Genomic DNA, 22,032 nt, shown 5'->3' with positions numbered 1-22,032 from the left:
AATATGAAAAGGTGGTCGCAAATTTACTAATAAAAAATACCTGTACAGATTTAATCGTACAGGTATTCTAAATACTTTACTAGGGCCGCCAACGCCTAGTCCATATCAAAGCGCAGACCTACTGAAAAGTTGCGTTGTTCTACCGGATTATTCTTAAATATTGGGTTTAGATCATACTTCACATACAGCGCAGTATCTCCAAAAGCGATATAGCCGCTCAAGCCGTAAATAAAATTGTTTGTATTATAATTCTGCTTGAATTTATCCTTGCGATCATCGCCATTTTCTTCATATTTTAATTTCTGAATCGTGAGCAAATTGAATCCCGCATACCCACCAAATCCTAACTTAAACTGATTGTGCGTAGAATATCTAAAGTAATCATCGTGTACTTTTTTTGTTGAAGGACCTATTTCAAAATGTACAGGAAATACCAGATGATCCATTCTAAATTTTGATTTATCCAGATCTAGCGGATAAGTTTCTAATACGGTCTGATCACCTTGGTCTACCAAATATTGATTGTTATCCATTTTCAACCCATTAAACTGAAAGCTAAACCCGTACTTCAGGCGTAAAAAATTGGTATTTGTAAACACGCGGGTTTTCCAGGCGACTCCCAATTCAAAAAAGCGGCTTCCTCCTATTTTATAAGGCGAGTCATTAAGCGATTGGCCATCAATGATCGCATTATTAAAACCTATTCCCAGCACGAGATCAGAAGTTGTACGGCGGTCGTACACCACCTCTCTTTCATCGGTTTTACCTAGCGTTAATTTATCTCTACCAATAAAAATCCCAAAGATAGAATCATCATCAAGATCGGTCTCGTTGCGCTCTAGTAAATCTATTTTACTTTCTAAAATGGCGAGTTTATCTTCAATATTTCTAGCGTGTTTTTTTGCAGCTTCCTTCTTTAAAATAGTAGCTTCTTCTTCGGTTAATTCTCCATTTTCAAAACGCTTGTTTATGGCAAGCACTTCGATTTCTAGTGCTTCTTTTTCTGCGCGTACCACTTCTTCTTTTTTAGCGTTTAAAGTAGCGATCGTCTCTTCTTTTTCGGTCTGCTGCGCAAAAGTTTCTTGCGGCAAAACACTTAATAACGTGATTAAAAGTAATAGTAAGAATCTCATAATTTTTGATTTAAGTAAAGGTTGCAGCTTCCCGTCCCGCCGAGACGGGAAGACCAACTTCCTTTAGATTGATGAATGAATTTTTATTAGTACCGGCAAAGGATAGAGTAACCCCAAGCTAGTTTATTTAATTATTGCGAGAAACAATGGCTTCGCGGGCTTTCATAAAGCCGTCTTTAAGCGCTTCAAAAATGCGGTCTCTAAAAGAAGGATCCAGTTCTTCTTCAACCTCATAAAGCAAAGCTTCTGCACTTATCGTATTACGCTCGCGGTCAAACATTTTTTCTGAAATAATATCCCGCTGTGCGTCTCGTAAAAGTTTATCAATCTCAGCATCAGAATAGGCAACTCCAGTATTTTGCTGCTCCTGCACTTTACTGATCAAATCATTTACTTCGGCATCTATTTGACTTTGCGTCGTTTTATCTAATTTCTCGTCAGTAGGTTGCTCTTGCGATTCCTCTACAGCTACTGCATTTTCATACTTTTTAAGAACCGGAAGCGCTAAAGATTGTTTTTCTGGTTCAGCAACTTGCTTTTCTTCTTGAACTGCCACAGTTGTTTCTTCTTGTGGTACGATCTCTTGTTGCTTTTGCTGAAGAGTTTCTACAGGTTCAGTTTTTTGCTCTTCTTTATTTTCAACCGGAATTTCCACCAATTGATTTACAGGGTTTTTATCCATCTCATCTTGAAAAACATAACGCCCAGCTAGAATTAGAATTCCGATAAAACTAGCTGCGATCAAAACCCAACCGTAGCCTTTTCTGCTTTTTGCAGGTTTAGCTTCTTGATCAAGCGCAGCCTCTAGCTTCTCCCAAGCTTCAGCAGAAGGTTTGATCTCCCGTTGCTCCAGGCGCGCTCTAATATTATCTTCAAACTTTATCGGTGCCATACTGATAGGTATTGAGTTCGTTTAACTTTTGCTGAAGCAGTTTACGCGCTTTAAAAAGCTGAGATTTAGAAGTATTTTCAGAAATATCAAGCATTTTTGCGATCTCCTGATGCTTATAGCCTTCTACCGCATACATCACAAACACGGCGCGATAACCTTCCGGAAGCTGATCTATCAACAATTGAATTTCTTCAGCATCGAGTTCGCTATCCACAGGATTATAGGTTGCATCGTCCGCCTGATGCTCATAATCTGTAAACGTGATTTTCTGCTCCTTTCTTAAGTAAGAGATCGACTCATTAACCATAATGCGTCGCACCCAACCTTCAAAACTACCTTCATCTCTAAAGCGATCCAGATTTTTAAACACCTTTAAAAACCCGTTACACATCGCTTCTTCAGCTTGCATCACATCATTTAAATAACGGCGACAAACTCCCAGCATTTTAGGTGCGTGCGTATCATAAAGCTTGCGCTGCGCTTCACGATTGCCCTGCGCGGCTTTCTTTATGAGTTGTTTCTCGCTGTTAAAGAATGTAATGACTTTCACAAATCCTGTTTAAAACTGTCTTCATTAATAAAGACGCAGAAAAGTTTAAAATGGTTGCCCGGAAGATAAAATAATTTGAAATAAGTTTTTAAAACAATGAATGTCAGTACTTTAAAAATTTATTTTTTTCGCTCAATTACGTAATTCACCATAAGCACAAGTGCCTCTTTGTACTTAGATTCAGGATATTTATCGAGAATTTTTAATGCCTCTTGCTGTAATGCTTTCATTTTTGCCACTGCGTAATCTAGTCCGCCAGATTCTTTCACGTAAGCAATCACCTCATTCACCCGCTTCTTATCTTTATTGTGATTTTTGACGGAATTGATGAGCCACTTGCGTTGCTTGTCGTCGCTGTTGTTCACTGCATATATAAGCGGAAGCGTCATCTTTTGCTCTTTGATATCTATCCCGGTAGGCTTTCCGATTTTCTGCGAACCGTAATCAAAAAGGTCATCCTTAATCTGAAAGGCAAGACCTATGAGTTCGCCAAACTTACGCATCGCCTCCACATCCTTTTTGCTGGCGTGAATGGCGCAGGCACCCATCGCACAACAGGCAGCGATAAGCGTTGCTGTCTTTTGCCGAATGATCTCAAAATAGACTTCTTCGGTAATATCGAGATCTCGGGCTTTTTCAATTTGAAGTAATTCACCCTCACTCATCTCTCTAACGGCTACCGAAATGATCTGCAGTAAATCAAAATCTTCGTTATCAATAGAAAGTAGAAGTCCTTTTGAGAGTAAAAAATCACCCACGAGGACGGCAATTTTATTTTTCCATAGTGCATTTAAGCTGAAGAAACCGCGACGACGGTAGCTGTCATCAACCACGTCATCGTGCACTAAAGTTGCGGTATGTATAAGCTCTATAACCGAAGCACCACGATAGGTACGATCGTTAAGGCGCTCGTCTCCTAACATTTTGGCCACAAGAAACACAAACATCGGTCGCATTTGCTTTCCCTTGCGGTTTACGATATAATGTGTGATTCGGTTGAGGAGCGGAACTTTAGATTTCATCGAAAGCGAGAACTTCTGCTCAAAAAGTTCCATTTCGTGAGCAATAGGCTGCTTAATTTGTTCGACTACTTTCAAGTTCTCGTTTTAGTGCAGTTATGTTGATTTAAAACCTATTCAATATTAGCAAAAATAGCGCTTATACGCTATGCATTTTTGTTTGCAAGTTGCCCGCAAGCCGCATCGATATCTTTTCCGCGCGAGCGACGTACGGTTACTGTGATTCCGCGATCCTCGAGTTTAGCCACATAGCGATCGATCGCTAACGGATCTGCCTGTTGAAACTGTCCGTCATCGATAGGATTGTACTCTATCAAATTGACTTTACTAGGAACTGCCAGACAGAAATCTATCAAAGCCTCAATATCTTTATCCTGGTCGTTTATACCGCGCCAAACTACATATTCATAGGTGATGCGTTTTTTGGTCTTCACATACCAATACTGTAAAGCTTCTTTCAATTCCTGAAGCGGCATTTGCTCATTGAATGGCATAATATCGGTTCGCACATCATCTAACGCCGAGTGGAGTGAAACCGCAAGATTGAATTTCACCTCATCATCTGCCATCTTCTTGATGATCTTTGGCACGCCGGAAGTTGAAACCGTAATACGCTTCGGAGACATGCCTAAACCTTCAGGATCTGTAATTTTTTCAATAGACTTTACCACGTTTTTATAGTTCATAAGCGGCTCGCCCATTCCCATAAAAACAATGTTAGACAACGGCCTGTTGTGATACAACCTACTTTGCTGATCGATCGCCACCACCTGATCAAAAATTTCGTCCGGGTTAAGATTGCGCATACGTTTCAACCGGGCAGTTGCACAAAACTTACAATTTAAACTACAACCCACTTGAGAAGAAACACAAGCCGTAGTGCGCGACGCCGTAGGTATCAAAACCGATTCTACCGTAAGATTGTCGTGAAGTTTTACCGCATTTTTGATCGTACCGTCTGAACTGCGCTGCATTTGATCAACTTTGATATGATTGATCACAAAATGCTCATCGAGAAAAGCACGAGTTTCTTTTGAAATATTGGTCATATCATCAAAAGAATGGGCACCTTTTACCCAAAGCCACTCATACACCTGATTTCCACGGAAGGCTTTTTCGCCTTGTGAAACGAAGAAATCACGCAGTTCTTCTCGCGATAGTGCTCGTATGTCTTTCTGTGTATTTTTCACCTTGCAAAGTTATCAATTAAGTCGCTCTCTAAGACCGGAATTTTGATTATAAAAAAATCCCCGTTTGCGCGGGGATTTTTGTACTGAATATAAAAGTGATTAGATGATCAACATCGCATCACCGTAGCTGTAAAACTTATATTTTTCTTTTACTGCTTGCTCATAAGCCTCTTTCATAAAGTCGTGTCCTGCAAATGCAGAAACCATCATCATCAAGGTTGATTTTGGCGTATGGAAGTTTGTAATCATACAGTTTGCAATACTGAAATCGTATGGAGGGAAAATAAATTTATTGGTCCACCCGCTGAATTCGTTAAGAGTTCTGTTAGAGCTTACCGAACTTTCTAAAGCACGCATCACAGTTGTTCCTACCGCACAAACTTTACGATTCTCCCCAATAGCTTTATTAATGGTAGAAGTCGCAGTACTGTCGATATACGCTTCCTCGCTGTCCATCTTATGCTTAGAAAGATCTTCAACCTCAACCGGGCTAAACGTCCCTAAACCTACGTGAAGTGTTACTTCTGCAAAGTTCAATCCTTTGATCTCTAAACGCTTCAACAAGTGCTTACTAAAGTGCAAACCAGCAGTAGGAGCAGCAACCGCACCTTCATTTTTAGCAAAAATCGTCTGGTAACGTTCTGCATCTTCCGGTTCAACATCACGCTTGATGTATTTAGGAAGTGGCGTTTCACCAAGTTCAGTCAATTTATTTCTGAATTCTTGATACGAACCGTCATATAAGAAACGTAAGGTTCTTCCTCTAGAGGTAGTATTGTCAATTACTTCAGCAACTAGACTTTCATCATCACCAAAATAAAGTTTGTTACCAATACGTATTTTACGTGCAGGATCTACAAGCACATCCCAAAGGCGTGTTTCTGAATTTAATTCACGTAGTAAAAACACCTCAATACGCGCTCCGGTTTTTTCTTTATTACCATAAAGACGCGCAGGGAATACTTTGGTATTGTTCAATACCATCACATCATTTGGCTCAAAATAGTCGATCAAATCTTTGAACAACTTGTGCTCTATAGTTTGTGTCTTGCGGTTAAGAACCATTAAACGTGCCTCATCTCTGTTTTCTGCAGGATACTCAGCAAGTAGTTCTTTAGGCAAATCAAAGTTAAAATGTGAAAGTTTCATTCCCATGGGACCTCTGTTTTTTAGGTATTTAAAATAGCGTGCAAATATACAACCTCAAGGTAGGGGTTGTCAAGTAAATCGATGATTAATTTGATCACCTCGCGGACTGCCTGAATTTACAAGCGAAAAGATGTGCTAAACTTCTGAAATCTTAAAGCCTAAAGCGTGTAGGTCTTCCCAGAAATCAGGATACGATTTATTGACCACTTCGGCATCTTCAAAAAGAATTGGAGCTCGCAAAGCGAAAGGCGCAAACGCCATAGCCATACGATGATCCTGATAGGTTTTTATGGTCACGTCTGACTGAAAATTGGTTTCTCCTTCTAAATGCAAGGATTTATCAGTCACTGAAATATGCGCGCCTAATTTTGTCAATTCGGCTTTAAGCGCTTCAAGCCTGTCGGTCTCTTTTATTTTTAACGTGTGTAGGCCATAAAGATCACAACCAACGCCCAAGCCGTAACAGGTCACTGCGATCGTCTGTGCAATATCTGGACTGTTTGCCAGATCAAACTCTACACGTCTGGGTTTTGGTTTTTCAACTTTCTCAAGCGTTACAGCGTTTGCTTCAAAAGTAGTTTCAACACCCAATTTCTGATACAATTCTGCCAATACAGAATCTCCCTGTAAGCTGTTTTCTTTATAGCTTGAAATTTTCAGCTTTGCTTTATCACAAAGCGCTGCCAGACTGTAGTAATACGATGCGCTACTCCAGTCTGATTCTACGACCATTTCTGAAACGTTGATCGCACCGGCTGGTTTAATTTTTATTTGCTGTCCTTCAAAACTACTTTCGATTCCTAACTGCGTAAGGAGCGAGCGAGTCATTTCTATATAAGGCACTGAAGTGATCTGACCTATGAGATTAATTTCAATTCCGTCTGGTAACGAAGCGCCCATCATCATCAACGCAGAAATATACTGACTGCTCACATTTGCAGCGAGTGAAACCGTACTCTTAGTAAGCTTTTTCCCTTTGATCAAAAGCGGTGCGTAACCCTCATTATTTTTATAGGTAATGTCTGCTCCTAATTCTCTCAGGGCATCAACCAGCAAACCTATAGGACGCTCTTGCATACGAGAACTTCCCGTGAGGATGGTTTCTCTATCTTCAAAAGCTGCAAAATACGCCGTTAAAAAACGCATAGCAGTACCTGCGTGATGTATATCAACCGTCTTTTCTTTTGAAGCTAATGCTTTTTGCATCACCTGACTGTCGTGGCTGTTAGACAGATTCTTGATCTTAAAATTCCCGAATAAAGCCTGAAGCAAAAGCAATCTGTTGCTCTCACTTTTAGATCCTGTAATTGCTATGTCTCCGTCTAAATACGGTTCTTTTTGGTGGAGTTTCAGTTTCAAAATGCGTGGTTTTTGGTTGATTGTTCGTTGTGGATTACTGCAACTTTTGATTATTGTGATGCCTATCGTGATCCCTTTTGGTTTTAAGGTCAAGCTTTTTATCAAAAGCATCTTGAAGGTCAATTCCGGTTTGATTGGCTAAACACAACACCACAAAAAGAACATCGGCAAGTTCTTCTCCCAGATCTTTATTTTTGTCGCTTTCCTTCTCGCTTTGCTCCCCGTAGCGGCGTGCGATAATGCGCGCAACCTCACCTACTTCTTCGGTAAGTTGCGCCATATTGGTCAATTCGTTAAAGTAGCGAACGCCGTGATTATTGATCCATTCATCAACTGCTTTTTGAGCATCATCAATTTTCATAGGTATATAATCTTTATGAAGATGCTAAATTAAGGTAAAGCAAAAAAATGAGTGCAAACTCACACGTCTTATTAAATACTTTTCTGAAGAATCACCTTCTCGGTCTCTTTTGCCACCCTGCGATTAAAAAACTCTTTAAGGCTTTGATAATAATCATAAGGAACAAATGTTCCGGTTAGATTAAACTTAGTCATCACCTGCAAGGTCTGCCCCATATGCGTAATTGAATAAACAAAGCTACCCAATTCGCCGGGTAGCGCGATCTTTATAGGTTCTGGCAATTGTTGCACTTCGTAACCTTCCGGCAGCTTTAGAGTGACATTGGTGTTATGAAAAAATGGATAATTAAATTCAACTGGCGAATTACGCACATCAGACTTAAAAGGATTATCGCCCATTGTAAAAAACAATAGTGGGTTGAGATAAATCTGGCCGGGAACCTGATCTACTCCTTGAATAATTTTGAATTCTAAGGATTCTGTTATTGGTGCGCTTAATTCTTCAATACCTTCTAATTTGAGATTAGTAACTTCATCAACTCCCAGATCAACTGCTCGTTCTTGAGTATATGTTTCTAAGCTTTCCTCATCAACCTTATGCCTAAGCTCAAAAGCTTCAAGACTTTTATAGCGTTGCTTGAGCACACCATTGATGCTTCCATCCTCATTTAAGTCTGCCATCACGTAACGATCTTTCTGCGGACTAATGGTTTCATACAAATCGATCTCCTGAGAAACACCTTCTTTATTTACCATTCTACCATACCAATTATAGACGCGTGTAGGCAAAATATTAGGCGCGCTAAACTTATCAGTAGCATCAAGAAGAATGGTTTTAAGACCGTCTCTCACACCAACAACCACATAGTTATAACCTTCTAGCGTTGGAAAAGACGGAATACCGTGTTGCTTGGTGCCTATCAACACAGGATTTGCTTGAACTCCACACTCCCTCAGCAAAACCGTAAGCAAAAGGTTTATTTCTGCCACATCACCAGAGCCACGCTTTAGCGCCTCATCTATGCCGTCCTCTGTATATTTCCCGTAGTTGCCATTCCACTTTATTTTAGACTTGACATAGCGCAAAGCGGCTTCAATTTTCTCGGCTTGGGTTTTATGATCAGCTACCATACGAGCAGCAACTTTTTTTAAGGGTAGAGACGGACTCATCTGTCCGCCAAATTCTCTTTGCTTAAAAATTGTCTTAGCAACTTCTTCCCAAGTCGTTGCATATTCTTTTTTATTTCCTTCAGTAAATTCAGTAGATATCAACTCATATACGATGCTTCTTCGGTAATTATCAGGATTTATCAAAAACACTTCTTCCTTTAATGCCGGAACGTCGTTTTGCGTATATTCTGCAACCAACTCCTTATAACTAGCATAATTAGATTGACCATAAGCATTCTCAAAATTCACCCCACCATCAGCGATAGACTCTTTAGGAGTAATATCAAAATATCCTTTTTTTAATCTCCGGAAAGTAAACATTCCCGGAGTTCTGATCTTTGCATAGTATTCAACAATAGGAAGGTCTTCTTGCAAGATCAAATCATCGATTTTGTAAAACGGCGATATGGTGGTGTAACTCCATTCTACGATACTCCCAACCTGTACTGCCGGCATCGTAATCGAGGTTTCGTCCCAATGCTCAGAGCGCTCATTTTCAAAAATCCCATCTTTTTTGAGTTCGATTTCTTCAATTTTACCATCAACAAGATTATACGTCACTCCCTCTATGTCATCTACGCGTTCTTTATCACTATCATTTTTATAGCTTAAAATCTTTTTTGTTGCGTAGTCCAGACCCTCCTTTGATAAGATTTTTATACGCTCTTTAAATTCGTTGATGATCAAAAAGCCGCTTGAGGTTTTGTAATCAAAGTAGGTCTCTCTCACCTTGCCAAGGTAGATAGCCGCAGCGGTCGAATCTTCAGCATACACCTTTAGCTCCAACTCGTCTTTAGTTACTTTATCTAGTTTTATTTTTTGGGCCTGAGCAACCCCAAATGAAGTCACTAGTAAAAAAGCAAACCAAGTAATTTTACGCATATTATATTTTTTGTATTAATACTTTCTGACTGTCGTTGCGCACGACAGCTTTATAAAAATCCCGATAGTTTTCATACTGAGCTACAGGATAATTTCCTTCATTGAATTTAAGGGTTCGGGTGTAGTAAAGTTGTATTCCCTCTCTGCGAAAAGTAGTGTGATAACTACCAAATTGCTCTTCAATAACCACATCTTCAGGCAAAGCTCCTACCTCATAACCTTCGGGAAGAATTATCGCAATTTTATCTTCTTGAGTTGTGCCGCGCAGGATGATTAGCTCAGATTTTCGATGAGCATATTTAGGTGGAATAGCATCTCTTCCTAAAGCAAAAGCATTAAGACGCAAGAGAAAATTAGCGCCTACTTTACTACCGTAATTTGTGGCACGTGCATCAAGCGACTCCGTATACACCACATTCATCCGATCATTATTCAGCTGAATATTACTTACTGAAAGTCCGTTTATAGCATCAAAGGCTTTATAATAATAATCAGACAAATCTTTCTGATCTAAGCGTGCTAAAGACATACGGTTAGCATAAAAAATCCCCGAAGATGCTCGAGTTATCGTGCCTTCAAGACCACCTGAAGCATCAAATTTAAAAGCGGCTTCAAGCGCTACCCGGTTTTCATCCTGCTCATATTTTGTTGTTCTTGCAAGTTTACCGCCGTCCTCAGTTAAGAGTAAAACCTCGCGATCATCAGTAAACGAACCCATGTACCCAAAAGGTGTTTCCTGACTGGTACACTCTAAAAATTGGATTTCATCTCCCAATTGCACACCCAAAATCGCGTGATTTCCTTGCATAGCGACCACATCTGTATCTAGAGATTCCTTATCAGATTTCCCATACAATACCGTGTAATACGATTTAACCCCCACAGCTTTTAACAAACTCTGGGTATAATTGCTCAAGGCTTTACAATCACCGTATCCCAAACGATGCACATCTGAAGCGTTCATAGGTTTCCAGCCGCCAATCTCTACCTGCACGCTGATATAGCGCACTTTATCTTGCACATATTGATATATGGCGCGGGCTTTTTCCTCGTCAGTTTCTAAACCGGCAACTAAGGCTTGCGCTTCGGTGATTGTGGCTTGATCCAGATCTTGCGTGTCTTTCACTAAATCAGTATACATCCAACGGCCAAAGTCTTTCCAGGTTTTAGCAATACCCGGAACGCCTGATAAATAAAAGGTGTCAAAAAAGCATTTCACTCGAGGCACTCGTTGATCAAGATCAGGGGCACTATACTCCCAAGTAACCGGTGCAAGGTCCTTGGCCGTCCAAATTGTTCTGTCTGCTAATTCTTCCTTTTCAATAGTATATCCATCAAGATGCGTTTCTTTGACGTGAAGCGTTTGCTTCGGCGGATAAATAACTGTAAATTTTGAAAATTCGGTGCCGCTTTTATAGCGCGATAAGGGCATCCAAGGTCTTAAGAAGGCGGTAGTTTCTGAAGTGGTTTCTGATATAAAATGTACCGTAAATGGATAAGTTGTTGGCGTATAATCTAAGTAAAGCACCCTGCTATCAGCATACAGCGTACCACCATCAACTGCGCTTACATCTTTAAAATCACGTTCTTTAAAATGCTCGCGCTCTTTACCTGAAAGATCGTAAATATACGCCTCGATGCTATTCACCTTGGTGTTGTTGTCGTAACCCACGTATGCCGCAACATCACCTAAACCAGCTTTATTATAAACGGTTACTACTCGAGAAATAAGCGTCTTTAATTTACCTTCCCGAGAAAGATCTAACGTAATTTCTTCGTTGCGAAACACACTATCTGCACCCTCAGAAAGTTCGGGGTTTACAGTAAGCGCAGAAAGTTTTAAGTCTTGACTAAAAGCTACAGAAGATGCAACAAATAGTAATAGAAGTAGTTTTTTTGCCATTCAATAGATTGTACGGCAATATAGTAAAATCTTAATATAATCTTAAATTATTCTTTATTCTTGGAATCAATACTGATGGTTACAGGGCCATCGTTAACCAAAGCTACTTTCATATCTGCACCAAACTCACCAGTTTGTACTTGACGCTGTAACTTTTTTGAAAGTTCCCCAATGAATTTTTCATATAAAGGAATCGCCTGATCAGGCTTCGCGGCTTTTATAAAAGAAGGGCGGTTTCCTTTTCTGGTAGAGGCATACAAAGTAAACTGACTAATCAATAAAATCTCTCCGTTTTTATCAAGAATGCTTTCATTCATTAAACCTTCGGCATCGCCAAAAACACGTAATCCACAAATCTTTGAAGTCAACCATTCTATATCCTCTTCAGTATCCTCTGAAGTGATCCCTAAAAGCACTACAAAACCAATTCCTATTTTGCTTTTAATGACATTTTCGATAGTGACCGAAGCTTCGCTCACGCGTTGTATAACTACTCGCATTTAATAGTTTTTAGGGGTTTTGATCATAAATATTACGGCGGTAATTCTCCTCATCACCTTCAATGATCTGCTTATAACTTTCATATCGTGACCAGTGCAGCTCATCCCGCCCCAGAGCTTCTTTCACAGCACATTTAGGCTCTTCTAGATGCAAGCAATTATTAAACTTACAATGCTCTTTTAGCGCAAAGAATTCCGGAAAATAATCTCCTAATTCTTCCTTTTCAATGTCAACCACTCCAAAGCCCTTAATACCCGGTGTATCTATAATTCTAGCATCAAAACTTAAGTCGAACATTTCAGCAAAAGTAGTGGTATGCTGACCTTGCATATGTTGATCACTAATAGCCTTAGTTTTTAAATCAAGCGCCGGCTCAATAGCGTTGACCAAGGTAGATTTTCCCACACCGCTATGTCCCGAGAACATACTCGTAGTTCCGGTCATTAAGGCTTTAACCTGATCTACATTTTTACCCGTTTTTGCCGAAATTCCAATGCAGGTATAACCGATTTCTCGATACATTTCTGCAAGGTATTTTACTTCGCCAAATTCTTCTGCCGAAAGTGTATCTACTTTATTGAAAAGCAAAACCGCTTCAATGCCATAAGCTTCACAGGTCACCAAAAACCGATCAATAAAAGCTGTAAAAGTAGGCGGATTGTTTAGTGTGATAATTAAAAAACAGCGATCTATATTAGCCGCAATAATATGCGTTTGTTTTGAAAGGTTAACCGATTTTCTAATGATGTAATTATCACGATCCTCAATCGCCTTGATCACTCCGGTAACTGCATCGCCGGTTTCTTCAAGTTCAAAAACAACGCGGTCACCTACCGCAACAGGATTGGTGCTTTTGATACCCTGAATCCTAAAACGACCTTTGATGCGGCAATCGTAAAAATTGCCCGAATCATCTTTTACACTGTACCAGCTTCCGGTCGATTTATAAACTATTCCTTTCAACAAATCTTTTTACTAATTTCAACATGTAAAACTACTTTATTTTAAAGTAACTAAAATCGTTAACGCTTAAAATCCTACATTATGAAATTTAAAACTACGCTGCTCCTTTTCTTTGGCTTGTTGAGCATTCCGCTGTGCGCGCAAGTGATGGAATACCAAACCGTAACCGTTATTGAATCTATCATCCCTAACGGAATTGGCCGTTCAAGAATGATCTCAACCGAAGCTGAACGCGATTACAAAGAATTTACCAGTGAACGCTCTGAAGAAGATAATTCCCGGAATAAAGCTGATCGTGGTGACATTCGCGTAAAGAATTTTGAGGAAACTAAACTGCTCAACTTTTTTAATTTAGGCGGAATACGGTTTCAAAATATTGCTGCAAATGATGCAGTAGTGACGTCAAAAATCAACGCTATGGCCGAAGAAGGCTGGGAACTTGCTTTCGTCAACAGCGGTGTTGAAAGTTATGGTGGAAAAGATGATGAAAACGGGATTTATGTAACCCGCTATATTTTTAAAAGACCTAAGCAGGGATAAGAAAAACACCGAAATGTAAGAATCGGGAGTATTTCACCTGTAGGCGGTTCAAAAAAAAACGGCGCTCAATGAGCGCCGTTTCTATTTAAAATTTATGCAAGAGCCTAAGCTTCTTCCATTCTAGAAATTTTCTTCTGGTGATTGATAGACTCTTGGTGAATCGCTTTAAAAACACGTAGAATAAACTCTTCGCTCAAGTTGTGCTTTTCACCTTCTAAGATCATTGCGCCTAAAATTTCATTCCAACGTTTAGACTGAAGGATCGCAACGTTATTTTCAGTTTTAAGTTCACCTATAGCATCAGCGATTTTCATACGCTTTCCTAAGCTTTCTATCAATTGATGATCAACTACATCGATCTGTGTACGCAGCGTATTCAATTTATTATTAAATTCTGCAGCGGTACCTTCTTCTTTACGAATTTTTAGATCTTTCATAATCTGTACCAAAGTAGACGGTGTGATTTGCTGTTTAGCATCACTCCACGCATTGTCTGGATCGTAGTGGGTCTCCACCATAATTCCGTCGTAATTAAGATCAAGACCAGTCTGGCATAGATCAAAAATAATATCACGACGCCCGGCGATATGTGATGGATCTAAAATTAATGGAAGGTCCGGAAACTGGTTTTGTAAGTCTACAGCAACTTGCCATTCTGGATTATTTCGGTAACGGGTTTTCTCATACGTTGAAAAACCTCTGTGAATCACACCAAGATTTTTAACATCTTGCGTATAAAAACGCTCCACAGCCCCTAACCATAAAGCCAGATCAGGATTCACCGGGTTTTTGATAAGAACTGTTTTATCTGTTCCTTTAAGCGCTTCTGCAATTTCTTGAATATTGAAAGGAGAAACGGTGGTACGCGCACCAATCCATAGAATATCTACATCGTGTTTTAACGCAAGCTCTACGTGATTAGGATTTGCAACCTCGGTAGTCGTAAGCATCCCGGTTTCCTCTTTAGCTTTCTGAAGCCATTTTAAACCTAGCGCTCCCACACCTTCAAACATTCCCGGGCGGGTACGTGGTTTCCAGATTCCTGCTCTAAAAACAGTAGCATCTGTGTCTTTTAGCTCGTGAGCAATTTTTAATACTTGCTCTTCAGTTTCTGCGCTACAAGGACCTGCGATTACAAGCGGATGATCCAGATTGAAAGCGTCTAACCAGTTTCTAAGTTCTTTCTTATTTTCCATATTCAACAAATTTACAGCTTTTAGCTGATTACGATAATCCTTTAAGTATTGATTTTATGTGGTTTGTATTGTGCATTTCATTAAAAACCTCTTCATAATTTTCGGCTTCTAGAACATTTTTGAAATGCGTTAAATTATTGATGTATTCGGTTAAGCTTTCCAGCACGTTAGCCTTATTTTCTTTAAAAATAGGCGTCCAGGTTGCCGGATTACTTTTTGCCAGACGTACTGTAGAAGCAAATCCACTGCCTGCCATATCAAAAATATCCTTTTCGTTTTTCTCTTTTTCGATTACGGTTTTCCCCAGCATAAAGCTGCTGATGTGCGATAAATGCGACACGTAAGCAATATGCTTATCATGCGAATGCGGATTCATATACCGAATTTGCATAGGCAATGCCTCAAAAATCTGCATAGCTTTTGCCAATAGATCTTCACGGGTTTTTTCAACCTCGCATAGAATCATAGTCTTGTTTTTATACAAATTTTCGATCGCTGCCGATGGTCCTGAAAATTCGGTTCCTGCAATCGGGTGCGCTGCCAAAAACTGATCGCGCTTAGGATGATTTTGAACCGCATCACACACACTGCCTTTAGTTGAACCTACGTCCATCACCAAAGCGTTAGGTGCAATCGCATCTAAAACCGGTGGTAAAAACAAATTGGCCTGATCTACCGGAATCGCCAAGATCACTAAATCGGCTTGGTTTATCGCTTCAAAGCGCGCCGAATGATCAATCACGCCCAGACCAACGGCTTCATCCAGATGATCGTCGTTGCTATCAACACCATAGATCGTACTCCCCGGCAACACCCGTTTTAAATCACGCGCCAACGAACCACCTATGAGTCCGATACCCAGAACGAATATGTTTTTAAAATCTTCCAATGGCTTCTTTAATTTTATCTTCGGTTACACAAAGTGAAAAGCGAATGTACCCGGCTCCTTGCGAACCAAAAATACTTCCCGGCGTGATAAACACGCTTTTATTGATCAAAATATCATCGATAAAGGCTTCGGCATCTCCTGCTCCTTCGGGCAGTTTTGCCCAAACAAACATTCCGGCTGCATTTTTATCATAAGTGCATCCCAGCAAATCAGCCAGCTTCCAAACTTGCTCGCGGCGTTTTTCATAAATTTCATTCAAGCCGTTGAACCAGGCTTCTCCTTCAGTCAGTACGGCAGCGGCTCCTTTTTGAATTCCGTAGAACATTCCGCTATCCATATTACTTTTTACAGTAAGCACCGTGCTTACATAGTCTGCAGCACCAAGCAACATCCCAACACGCCATCCGCTCATATTGAAAGACTTACTCAAAGAGTTCAACTCAATAGCTACTTCTTTTGCTCCCGAAACGCTTAAAATGCTCTGCGGATTTTCATTAAGAATGAAACTGTATGGATTGTCGTTTACTAAAAGAATCTCATTTGCTTTTGCAAACGCCACAAGCTTCTCAAAGTCGGCAGTAGTCGCTTTTGCTCCTGTAGGCATATGCGGATAGTTTACCCACATCAATTTCACCTTACTCAAATCTCTTTTTTCCAGAGCTGAATAATCAGGCATCCAATTATTTGAAGCGTCCAGATTGTAATAAACCGGCTCAGCTTCAACCAAACGCGTTACCGAAGTATAGGTTGGATACCCTGGATTCGGAATCAACACCTCGTCTCCCGGATTCAGGAAAGCCATGCTGATGTGCATTATGCCTTCCTTTGATCCCATCAAGGGTAAAATTTCGTCTTCAGGATTTAGCGTTACCGCATATCGCTTTTGATAAAAATCTGCCATAGCCTCAGTAAGCTGAGGAAGTCCTTTGTAACTCTGGTATTGATGTGCAGGCCCATCTACCAGCGAACTTGTCAAAGCTTTAATGACGTGTGGCGGCGGAGCCAGATCGGGACTACCAATACCCATATTGATTATAGGTTTCCCGGCAGCTGCAAGAGCACGCACTTCTTTTAGCTTACGCGAAAAGTAGTACTCAGAAGTTTGGTTAAGCCTGTTAGCCGATGCTATAATCATGATTTTCTGTTTTTATATTCACCAAGAATTTTAAATTCCTGAGCCATAATATCTAATAGTTTTTTAGCCTTTTCAAAATCTGCATAATCCTCAAAGGTTACATCTACGAAAAACGAATATTTCCAAGGCGTTTCAATGACTGGGAGCGACTGAATCTTGGTCAGATTGAGCCTGCAATCACTCATTACATTTAAAACCGCAGCGAGGCTTCCGCGTTTGTGATCGGTCAAAAATTTAACCGAAGCTTTATCGGGAACATCTGCCTCTGTACGTCCGTTAGTATTCAGCACAAAAAAGCGTGTTGAATTGTCTTTAATGGTCTGAATATCGTGAGCGATGACATCTAACCCATAAATTGAGGCCGCTGTAGTTCCGGCAATAGCCCCTATTCCTTTCAAGTTTCCATCAGCAATTCGCTTTGCAGCACCTGCAGTATCATCATCTTCTACCAGCCTAATGTGTTCTTTATCCTTAAAGAATTCTTTACACTGCAAAAGCGCCATAGGATGCGACCACACTTCGTGAATATCTTCAAGCTTCTGGCCCGGCATCACCATTAAATTTTGACTTATGGCTAAGTAGCGCTCTCCTTCAATATTTAAATTATGATGATCGAGTAAAGCATAATTGGGGATAATGCTTCCTGCAATAGAATTTTCAATCGCCATTACCGCATCGGTCGCCTCTCCCCTTATAAGTCTATTCACCAACTCTTGAAAGCTATTGCAATCAATCACTTCAACATCTTCACTAAAAAAATCCTGAGCGACTTTATGGTGAAAAGACCCTTTAATTCCTTGTATGGCTACTTTGTGTTTCAACTGTTTAGCTTCGGTTTATAACAAAAAAAATCCCGATTTTTTAAATCGGGACCCTATATGATATTGTAATACTATACGTTACTCTATAGCGGCCCCATCTCTTTCCAGAAGAAAAAGAAGTAATAGCGGTTATAAAAATAAAGTACGTTAGACATGTGTTTCTTTTATTATGCTGCTAAAGTAACTAATTAATTAAGAACAGCTTTAAAAGCCTTCTATTTTTACAGATATCCAATCATTATCGCCCAATGATTAAATAAAACAGAATATAACCCAAAGATTAAGGTTCTTTATTAGAAGATTTTCTACAAAGACATTCATCTTGCGCTGCGCATACTACGACATAAGTAATTTTAAGGTTTTAAAAACAGTAGGCTGAAGGCTAAATGTGTAATTTTAGACTTTAAACCTGCTCCAATTCTACATACTATGTCTATTAAGGTATCTCAGGTATCTAAATTTTACAACGACCAAAAGGCACTGGATGAAGTCTCTTTTACTGTAAACAAAGGCGAAGTCACCGGTTTCTTGGGACCAAACGGCGCAGGAAAGAGTACGATGATGAAAATCTTGACCACGTATCTCAAAGCTTCATCAGGAACGACCAGCGTAAATAACTTTTCAACCCAGGAAGAAGCTTTAGCCGTGAGACGCAGTGTGGGATATTTAGCTGAAAATAATCCGCTGTATCCTGAAATGTACATCAGAGAGTATTTAAAATTACACGCTGACTTGAACAAAGCGCCTAAGGAGCGTATTGAAACTGTAATCGAACTCACCGGATTACAACCCGAGATTTCTAAGAGAATAAAACAGCTAAGTAAAGGATATAAACAACGCGTAGGTTTGGCCGCAGCATTGATCCACGATCCTGAAGTACTTATTTTAGACGAACCCACAACCGGACTAGACCCTAATCAGCTGCGGGAAATACGCGCGCTCATAAGAACTGTAGGCAAATCAAAAACGGTCTTACTTTCTACGCATATCATGCAAGAAGTAGAAGCCGTGTGTGATCGTGTAATAATCATCAATAAAGGAAAAATCGTAGCAGATAAAAAACTGGAAGAACTCAATACCAGTACAGAGCAAATCATTGTCGTAGAATTTGATTACCGCATAGAGATCGAATTATTGCAGCAACTAGATCGTGTAGCAGAAGTAACCAATACCATTGGTTTTGTATACGAAATGACCTTTGATACCTCGCAAGATATGCGCCCGGCTATTTTTGATTTTGCTCACGATAACGGCTTAAAAATTCTCCAGCTTAATAAAAAGAATACTTCGCTTGAACAGCTTTTTCAGCAACTCACAAACTAACTCCCCATGGTTTTATATGCCTTTGCCCTCTTTTTAATTGTCATTGCCCTTCTTCCCTTAACGCAGGGTACGCATTGGATCATTAGAGGCTGGGATTTTATTCGCGTACAAACATCGGTCTTACAAATTGTGATCCTTGGCTTGATCCTAGGACTGGAATTTCCACAGAGCCCTTGGCAGTATGTTGTGTTCATCAGTCTGATCATTACGCTCGGTTTTCAGCTGTATGTAGTTTTTCCGTATACCAGCTTTTTTCCGCGGAAGCATAAAAAGCCAGATAATGCCGAAATGCTTAATAAGATAAGTCTGTTAAGCGCTAACGTTTTACAAACAAACCGGGAATACCATAAACTTATCGAGCAGGTTAACCTACACCAACCCGACCTTTTACTGGTTATGGAAACTGACAAAGGCTGGGAAAATGGCTTAAAAGAACTTGAAGAAGATTATCCTAATGTAGTGCGTGTTCCTCTTGATAATTTCTACGGAATGCATTTGTACAGCAAGTATGAACTCTCTGAAACCCAAGTAAATTATTTGGTTGAAAAAGATGTACCGTCAATTTTTACCAAAGTGCATCATGGCGGCGCGACTCCCGTAGAATTGATCTGCGTACATCCTGCACCTCCGAGTCCAACTGAAAATGAAACTTCAGAAGAACGCGATGCAGAATTATTGATCGTGGGCAAAGCTGTGCGTGTTCTAGAAGATAACCATCCTATTATTGTTTGCGGGGATTTGAACGATGTGGTTTGGTCTAGAGTAAGTAGGCTTTTTGCTAAAGTAACCGGACTCATAGACCCACGTATTGGGCGGGGATTATTTCCTACGTTTCACGCCGATTATTGGTATCTCAGATTCCCAATAGATCATTTATTTCATTCTACCAATGTTACGGTAGACACGATGCAGCGCCTTCCAAATATTGGTTCTGACCATTACCCGATGTTTTTTACCTTCTGGTTAGAAAACGGGAAACCTATTGAAACTCCAGAAGTGGAACAGGAAGTAGAACAAGAAGTTGAAGAGCGCATTGACGAAGGTTTAGAGCGTGCAGAGTAAACGACCTAACTGAGGCTCTTAAAAAAGAAAAAGCCTCCTTGCGGAGGCCAATACCAGATCAAATGTTCAATATGAACGAGTCCCTAAACCCAATCTGGCAAAATCATATTCAGGGGCTAGCACCTTAAGTACTTGTACAAAAATAAAATAATTATTATTAAAAATTATTTTAAATCTGCTAAAAATGATTTTTAATATCTACGGAAATAAAAAATGCATCTTTTACTTTTAAAAGATGCATTTTTTACAATCTAGGAAGTATTTAGTGACTTGAAGATTCTGAAACCTGACTTACCCCTAACTTTTTAATGATCGTACCTACAGAAAGCCCTTGAACCAAAATAGAGAACACCACTATAACATAGGTAATTACTAGAAATAAATCCCGATGCATTTCTTGTGTAAGACTAAGCGCTAAAGCTATAGAAATACCTCCGCGCAAACCTCCCCAAGTCATGATAACATCAGTACGCGGTACAAAATCGAGGTGTTTTTCAAAGAAATTTATAGGTAAGAGTAAAGAAATATATCTACACAAAAGCACCACAGGAATCGCTATTAAACCAGCAATCACCGCACTTAATTCAAAACTCAGCACCAAGAGTTCCATCCCGATGAGTACAAAGAGAATGGTATTTAGAAGTATATCTACCAACTCCCAAAATTTATCTACATAGGTTTCGGTAAGTTGAGACATTGTCGTCTTACGCACTGTATCATTACCTACCACCAAACCGGCAGTGACCATGGCCAGAGGCGCAGATAAATGCAATCGCTGTGCGATCACCGTACCTCCCATCACCGCCGCAAGTGTGATGATCACTTCAATATCATAATCATCTATAGATTTGAGAAGTTTGTATGCTATCCAGCCTATTGCAAGTCCTAAACCAATTCCTCCTAAAACCTCCAAACCAAAAAGCTCCAAAATATCTACCGGAGTCACCGCTTCGGTTGAACCGGCTATTTTGAAAAGCGTAAGAAAAACAACAACGCCTACACCATCATTAAAGAGAGACTCTCCAACAATTTTTGTTTCTAACTTTTTGGGCGCTCCTGCTTTTTTCAAAATCCCTAAAACTGCAATAGGATCGGTAGGCGAAATTAACGCACCAAAGAGTAAACAATAGATGAAAGCGACTTCAAAACCTAAAAGCATCAACACATAATACATCGCCCCTCCTACCAAAAAGGTCGAGGTGAGAACACCAACTGTGGCAAACACCATAACCGGCCAGCGCTGTAAGCGGAGTTGCTCAAAATTGGTATGTAAAGCTCCCGCAAAAAGCAGAAAACTAAGCATTCCGTCTAGCAGTACTTTTTCAAAATCTATACTGTTTATGATCTCCTTTTCTGCCTCTAACAGGGTATCATCATAATAACTCAATCCTAAAACCCCAAGTGTAAACAAGAGGGTAATGAGCATAATTCCTATGGTGTTAGGGAGTTTTAGAAAGCGTAAATTAATGTAGCCAAATGCCGCAGCAAGACCAACCAAAATTGCGGTTATGAGGTAAAAATCCATCCTGTACGTTATAATTTATTAGTGTTCACTTCTATCCAATACCCATCAGGATCTGTTAAGTAGATTTGTCTTACGCCGTCTGGCCTGGTATTGGTCGTATTTGCTTCGCCCGGCCAATTTTCAAAAGGAACATTGTGTTCTTTCAAGAAAGTCATAAAAGCATCCAGATCATCTACATTCAATGCCAGATGCACACCTTTGTGCGGCGTAAAATCTTCCTCACTTTCTATAAGATGAATTTGCACTTTATTATCTAGCGCAAACCATCTGAATTTAGGCCCCAGCCCAGCATTATAAATTTCAGGCAGCCCTAGAATGCTGCTATAAAACTTTGCTGATTTATCAAGGTCTTTAACCAGCAAAGCATCGTGATCTTTAGTAAACTTAAAATTTTGAGCGGTTGTAGTATTCATTGTAACAAGTGCTAGAACGAGAAGTATCGTTGATTTTATCAAAAAACCTTTAGACAT

At 39.9% G+C, this 22,032-nt stretch carries 21 protein-coding genes; 3 read left to right on the top strand and 18 right to left on the bottom strand.

Going from position 1 to position 22,032, the window contains the following annotated elements; translation table 11 throughout:
- Positions 1-95 precede the first annotated feature (95 nt).
- The 12 genes from WA338_RS16575 to rsgA all read right to left on the bottom strand — a co-directional run bounded on the left by WA338_RS16575 (position 96) and on the right by rsgA (position 13,071).
- On the bottom strand, positions 96-1,133 hold the full coding sequence (locus WA338_RS16575) for a hypothetical protein (RefSeq protein WP_272985941.1): 1,038 nt from the start codon (positions 1,131-1,133) through the stop codon (positions 96-98).
- A gap of 127 nt (positions 1,134-1,260) precedes the next feature.
- Positions 1,261-2,025 carry a hypothetical protein gene (locus WA338_RS16570; protein WP_009781511.1) on the bottom strand — a complete coding sequence of 255 codons (765 nt, stop codon included), beginning with the start codon at positions 2,023-2,025 and terminating at the stop codon, positions 1,261-1,263.
- Entirely contained in the window at positions 2,006-2,575 is a 570-nt protein-coding gene (locus WA338_RS16565) for an RNA polymerase sigma factor (RefSeq protein WP_009781512.1), read from the bottom strand. Before WA338_RS16565 ends, WA338_RS16570 begins: the two co-directional genes overlap by 20 nt.
- Before the next feature lie 119 nt (positions 2,576-2,694).
- Positions 2,695-3,672, bottom strand: a complete 978-nt coding sequence (locus WA338_RS16560) for a polyprenyl synthetase family protein (RefSeq protein WP_009781513.1) — start codon at positions 3,670-3,672, stop codon at positions 2,695-2,697.
- Positions 3,673-3,740: 68 nt separating this feature from the next.
- On the bottom strand, positions 3,741-4,784 hold the full coding sequence (gene rlmN, locus WA338_RS16555) for a 23S rRNA (adenine(2503)-C(2))-methyltransferase RlmN (protein WP_272985940.1): 1,044 nt from the start codon (positions 4,782-4,784) through the stop codon (positions 3,741-3,743).
- 99 nt (positions 4,785-4,883) lie between these two features.
- Complete coding sequence (gene queA, locus WA338_RS16550) at positions 4,884-5,933, bottom strand: tRNA preQ1(34) S-adenosylmethionine ribosyltransferase-isomerase QueA (RefSeq protein ID WP_336094247.1); 1,050 nt, start codon at positions 5,931-5,933, stop codon at positions 4,884-4,886.
- A gap of 135 nt (positions 5,934-6,068) precedes the next feature.
- Positions 6,069-7,292 (bottom strand): 3-phosphoshikimate 1-carboxyvinyltransferase, encoded by a 1,224-nt coding sequence (locus WA338_RS16545; protein WP_336094204.1) that lies wholly within the window; start codon positions 7,290-7,292, stop codon positions 6,069-6,071.
- 34 nt (positions 7,293-7,326) lie between these two features.
- Complete coding sequence (locus tag WA338_RS16540; protein ID WP_167598076.1) at positions 7,327-7,653, bottom strand: nucleotide pyrophosphohydrolase; 327 nt, start codon at positions 7,651-7,653, stop codon at positions 7,327-7,329.
- Between the two features lie 71 nt (positions 7,654-7,724).
- On the bottom strand, positions 7,725-9,704 hold the full coding sequence (locus tag WA338_RS16535; protein WP_272985938.1) for a DUF3857 domain-containing protein: 1,980 nt from the start codon (positions 9,702-9,704) through the stop codon (positions 7,725-7,727).
- Position 9,705: 1 nt separating this feature from the next.
- Positions 9,706-11,607, bottom strand: coding sequence for a DUF3857 domain-containing protein (locus WA338_RS16530; RefSeq protein WP_272985937.1), 1,902 nt, complete (start codon positions 11,605-11,607; stop codon positions 9,706-9,708).
- Positions 11,608-11,654: 47 nt separating this feature from the next.
- Positions 11,655-12,107, bottom strand: a complete 453-nt coding sequence (gene dtd / locus WA338_RS16525) for a D-aminoacyl-tRNA deacylase (protein WP_167598080.1) — start codon at positions 12,105-12,107, stop codon at positions 11,655-11,657.
- Positions 12,108-12,117: 10 nt separating this feature from the next.
- Positions 12,118-13,071 carry a ribosome small subunit-dependent GTPase A gene (gene rsgA / locus WA338_RS16520; protein WP_272985936.1) on the bottom strand — a complete coding sequence of 318 codons (954 nt, stop codon included), beginning with the start codon at positions 13,069-13,071 and terminating at the stop codon, positions 12,118-12,120.
- 81 nt (positions 13,072-13,152) lie between these two features.
- Between rsgA and WA338_RS16515 the strand changes: the two genes are divergently transcribed.
- The gene (locus WA338_RS16515) at positions 13,153-13,611 is read left to right on the top strand and encodes a hypothetical protein (protein WP_072983260.1); all 459 of its coding nucleotides are present in this window, start codon (positions 13,153-13,155) and stop codon (positions 13,609-13,611) included.
- 104 nt (positions 13,612-13,715) lie between these two features.
- Here WA338_RS16515 and WA338_RS16510 read toward each other — a convergent pair whose 3' ends face one another.
- Genes WA338_RS16510 through WA338_RS16495 form a run of 4 tightly spaced genes read right to left on the bottom strand, consistent with a single transcriptional unit; the run spans position 13,716 to position 17,652 of the window.
- A complete protein-coding gene (locus tag WA338_RS16510) occupies positions 13,716-14,807 on the bottom strand; it encodes a bifunctional 3-deoxy-7-phosphoheptulonate synthase/chorismate mutase type II (RefSeq protein ID WP_167598083.1) in 1,092 nt (363 codons plus the stop codon).
- Positions 14,808-14,835: 28 nt separating this feature from the next.
- Positions 14,836-15,696: a prephenate dehydrogenase gene (locus WA338_RS16505; protein WP_272985935.1), complete on the bottom strand. Its 861-nt coding sequence runs from the start codon at positions 15,694-15,696 to the stop codon at positions 14,836-14,838.
- Positions 15,683-16,831, bottom strand: coding sequence for a pyridoxal phosphate-dependent aminotransferase (locus WA338_RS16500; RefSeq protein WP_272985934.1), 1,149 nt, complete (start codon positions 16,829-16,831; stop codon positions 15,683-15,685). Before WA338_RS16500 ends, WA338_RS16505 begins: the two co-directional genes overlap by 14 nt.
- Positions 16,828-17,652 carry a prephenate dehydratase gene (locus WA338_RS16495; RefSeq protein WP_009781527.1) on the bottom strand — a complete coding sequence of 275 codons (825 nt, stop codon included), beginning with the start codon at positions 17,650-17,652 and terminating at the stop codon, positions 16,828-16,830. Before WA338_RS16495 ends, WA338_RS16500 begins: the two co-directional genes overlap by 4 nt.
- Before the next feature lie 429 nt (positions 17,653-18,081).
- On the opposite strand from WA338_RS16495, the gene gldA reads away from it, so the two are divergent.
- Positions 18,082-18,975, top strand: coding sequence for a gliding motility-associated ABC transporter ATP-binding subunit GldA (gldA, locus tag WA338_RS16490; RefSeq protein ID WP_009781528.1), 894 nt, complete (start codon positions 18,082-18,084; stop codon positions 18,973-18,975).
- A 6-nt stretch (positions 18,976-18,981) separates the two neighbouring features.
- Positions 18,982-20,037, top strand: coding sequence for an endonuclease/exonuclease/phosphatase family protein (locus WA338_RS16485; RefSeq protein WP_009781529.1), 1,056 nt, complete (start codon positions 18,982-18,984; stop codon positions 20,035-20,037).
- 262 nt (positions 20,038-20,299) lie between these two features.
- Here WA338_RS16485 and WA338_RS16480 read toward each other — a convergent pair whose 3' ends face one another.
- Together WA338_RS16480 and WA338_RS16475 are read right to left on the bottom strand one after the other, a co-directional pair.
- Positions 20,300-21,562 (bottom strand): cation:proton antiporter, encoded by a 1,263-nt coding sequence (locus tag WA338_RS16480; protein WP_009781530.1) that lies wholly within the window; start codon positions 21,560-21,562, stop codon positions 20,300-20,302.
- 8 nt (positions 21,563-21,570) lie between these two features.
- Positions 21,571-21,975, bottom strand: a complete 405-nt coding sequence (locus WA338_RS16475; RefSeq protein WP_154648963.1) for a VOC family protein — start codon at positions 21,973-21,975, stop codon at positions 21,571-21,573.
- Positions 21,976-22,032: the final 57 nt, after the last annotated feature.

The sequence above is a fragment of the Leeuwenhoekiella sp. CH_XMU1409-2 genome (assembly GCF_037029365.1).
In the GTDB taxonomy this organism is placed as follows: Bacteria; Bacteroidota; Bacteroidia; order Flavobacteriales; family Flavobacteriaceae; genus Leeuwenhoekiella; species Leeuwenhoekiella blandensis.
This window is presented reverse-complemented; position numbering and strand designations above follow the sequence as displayed.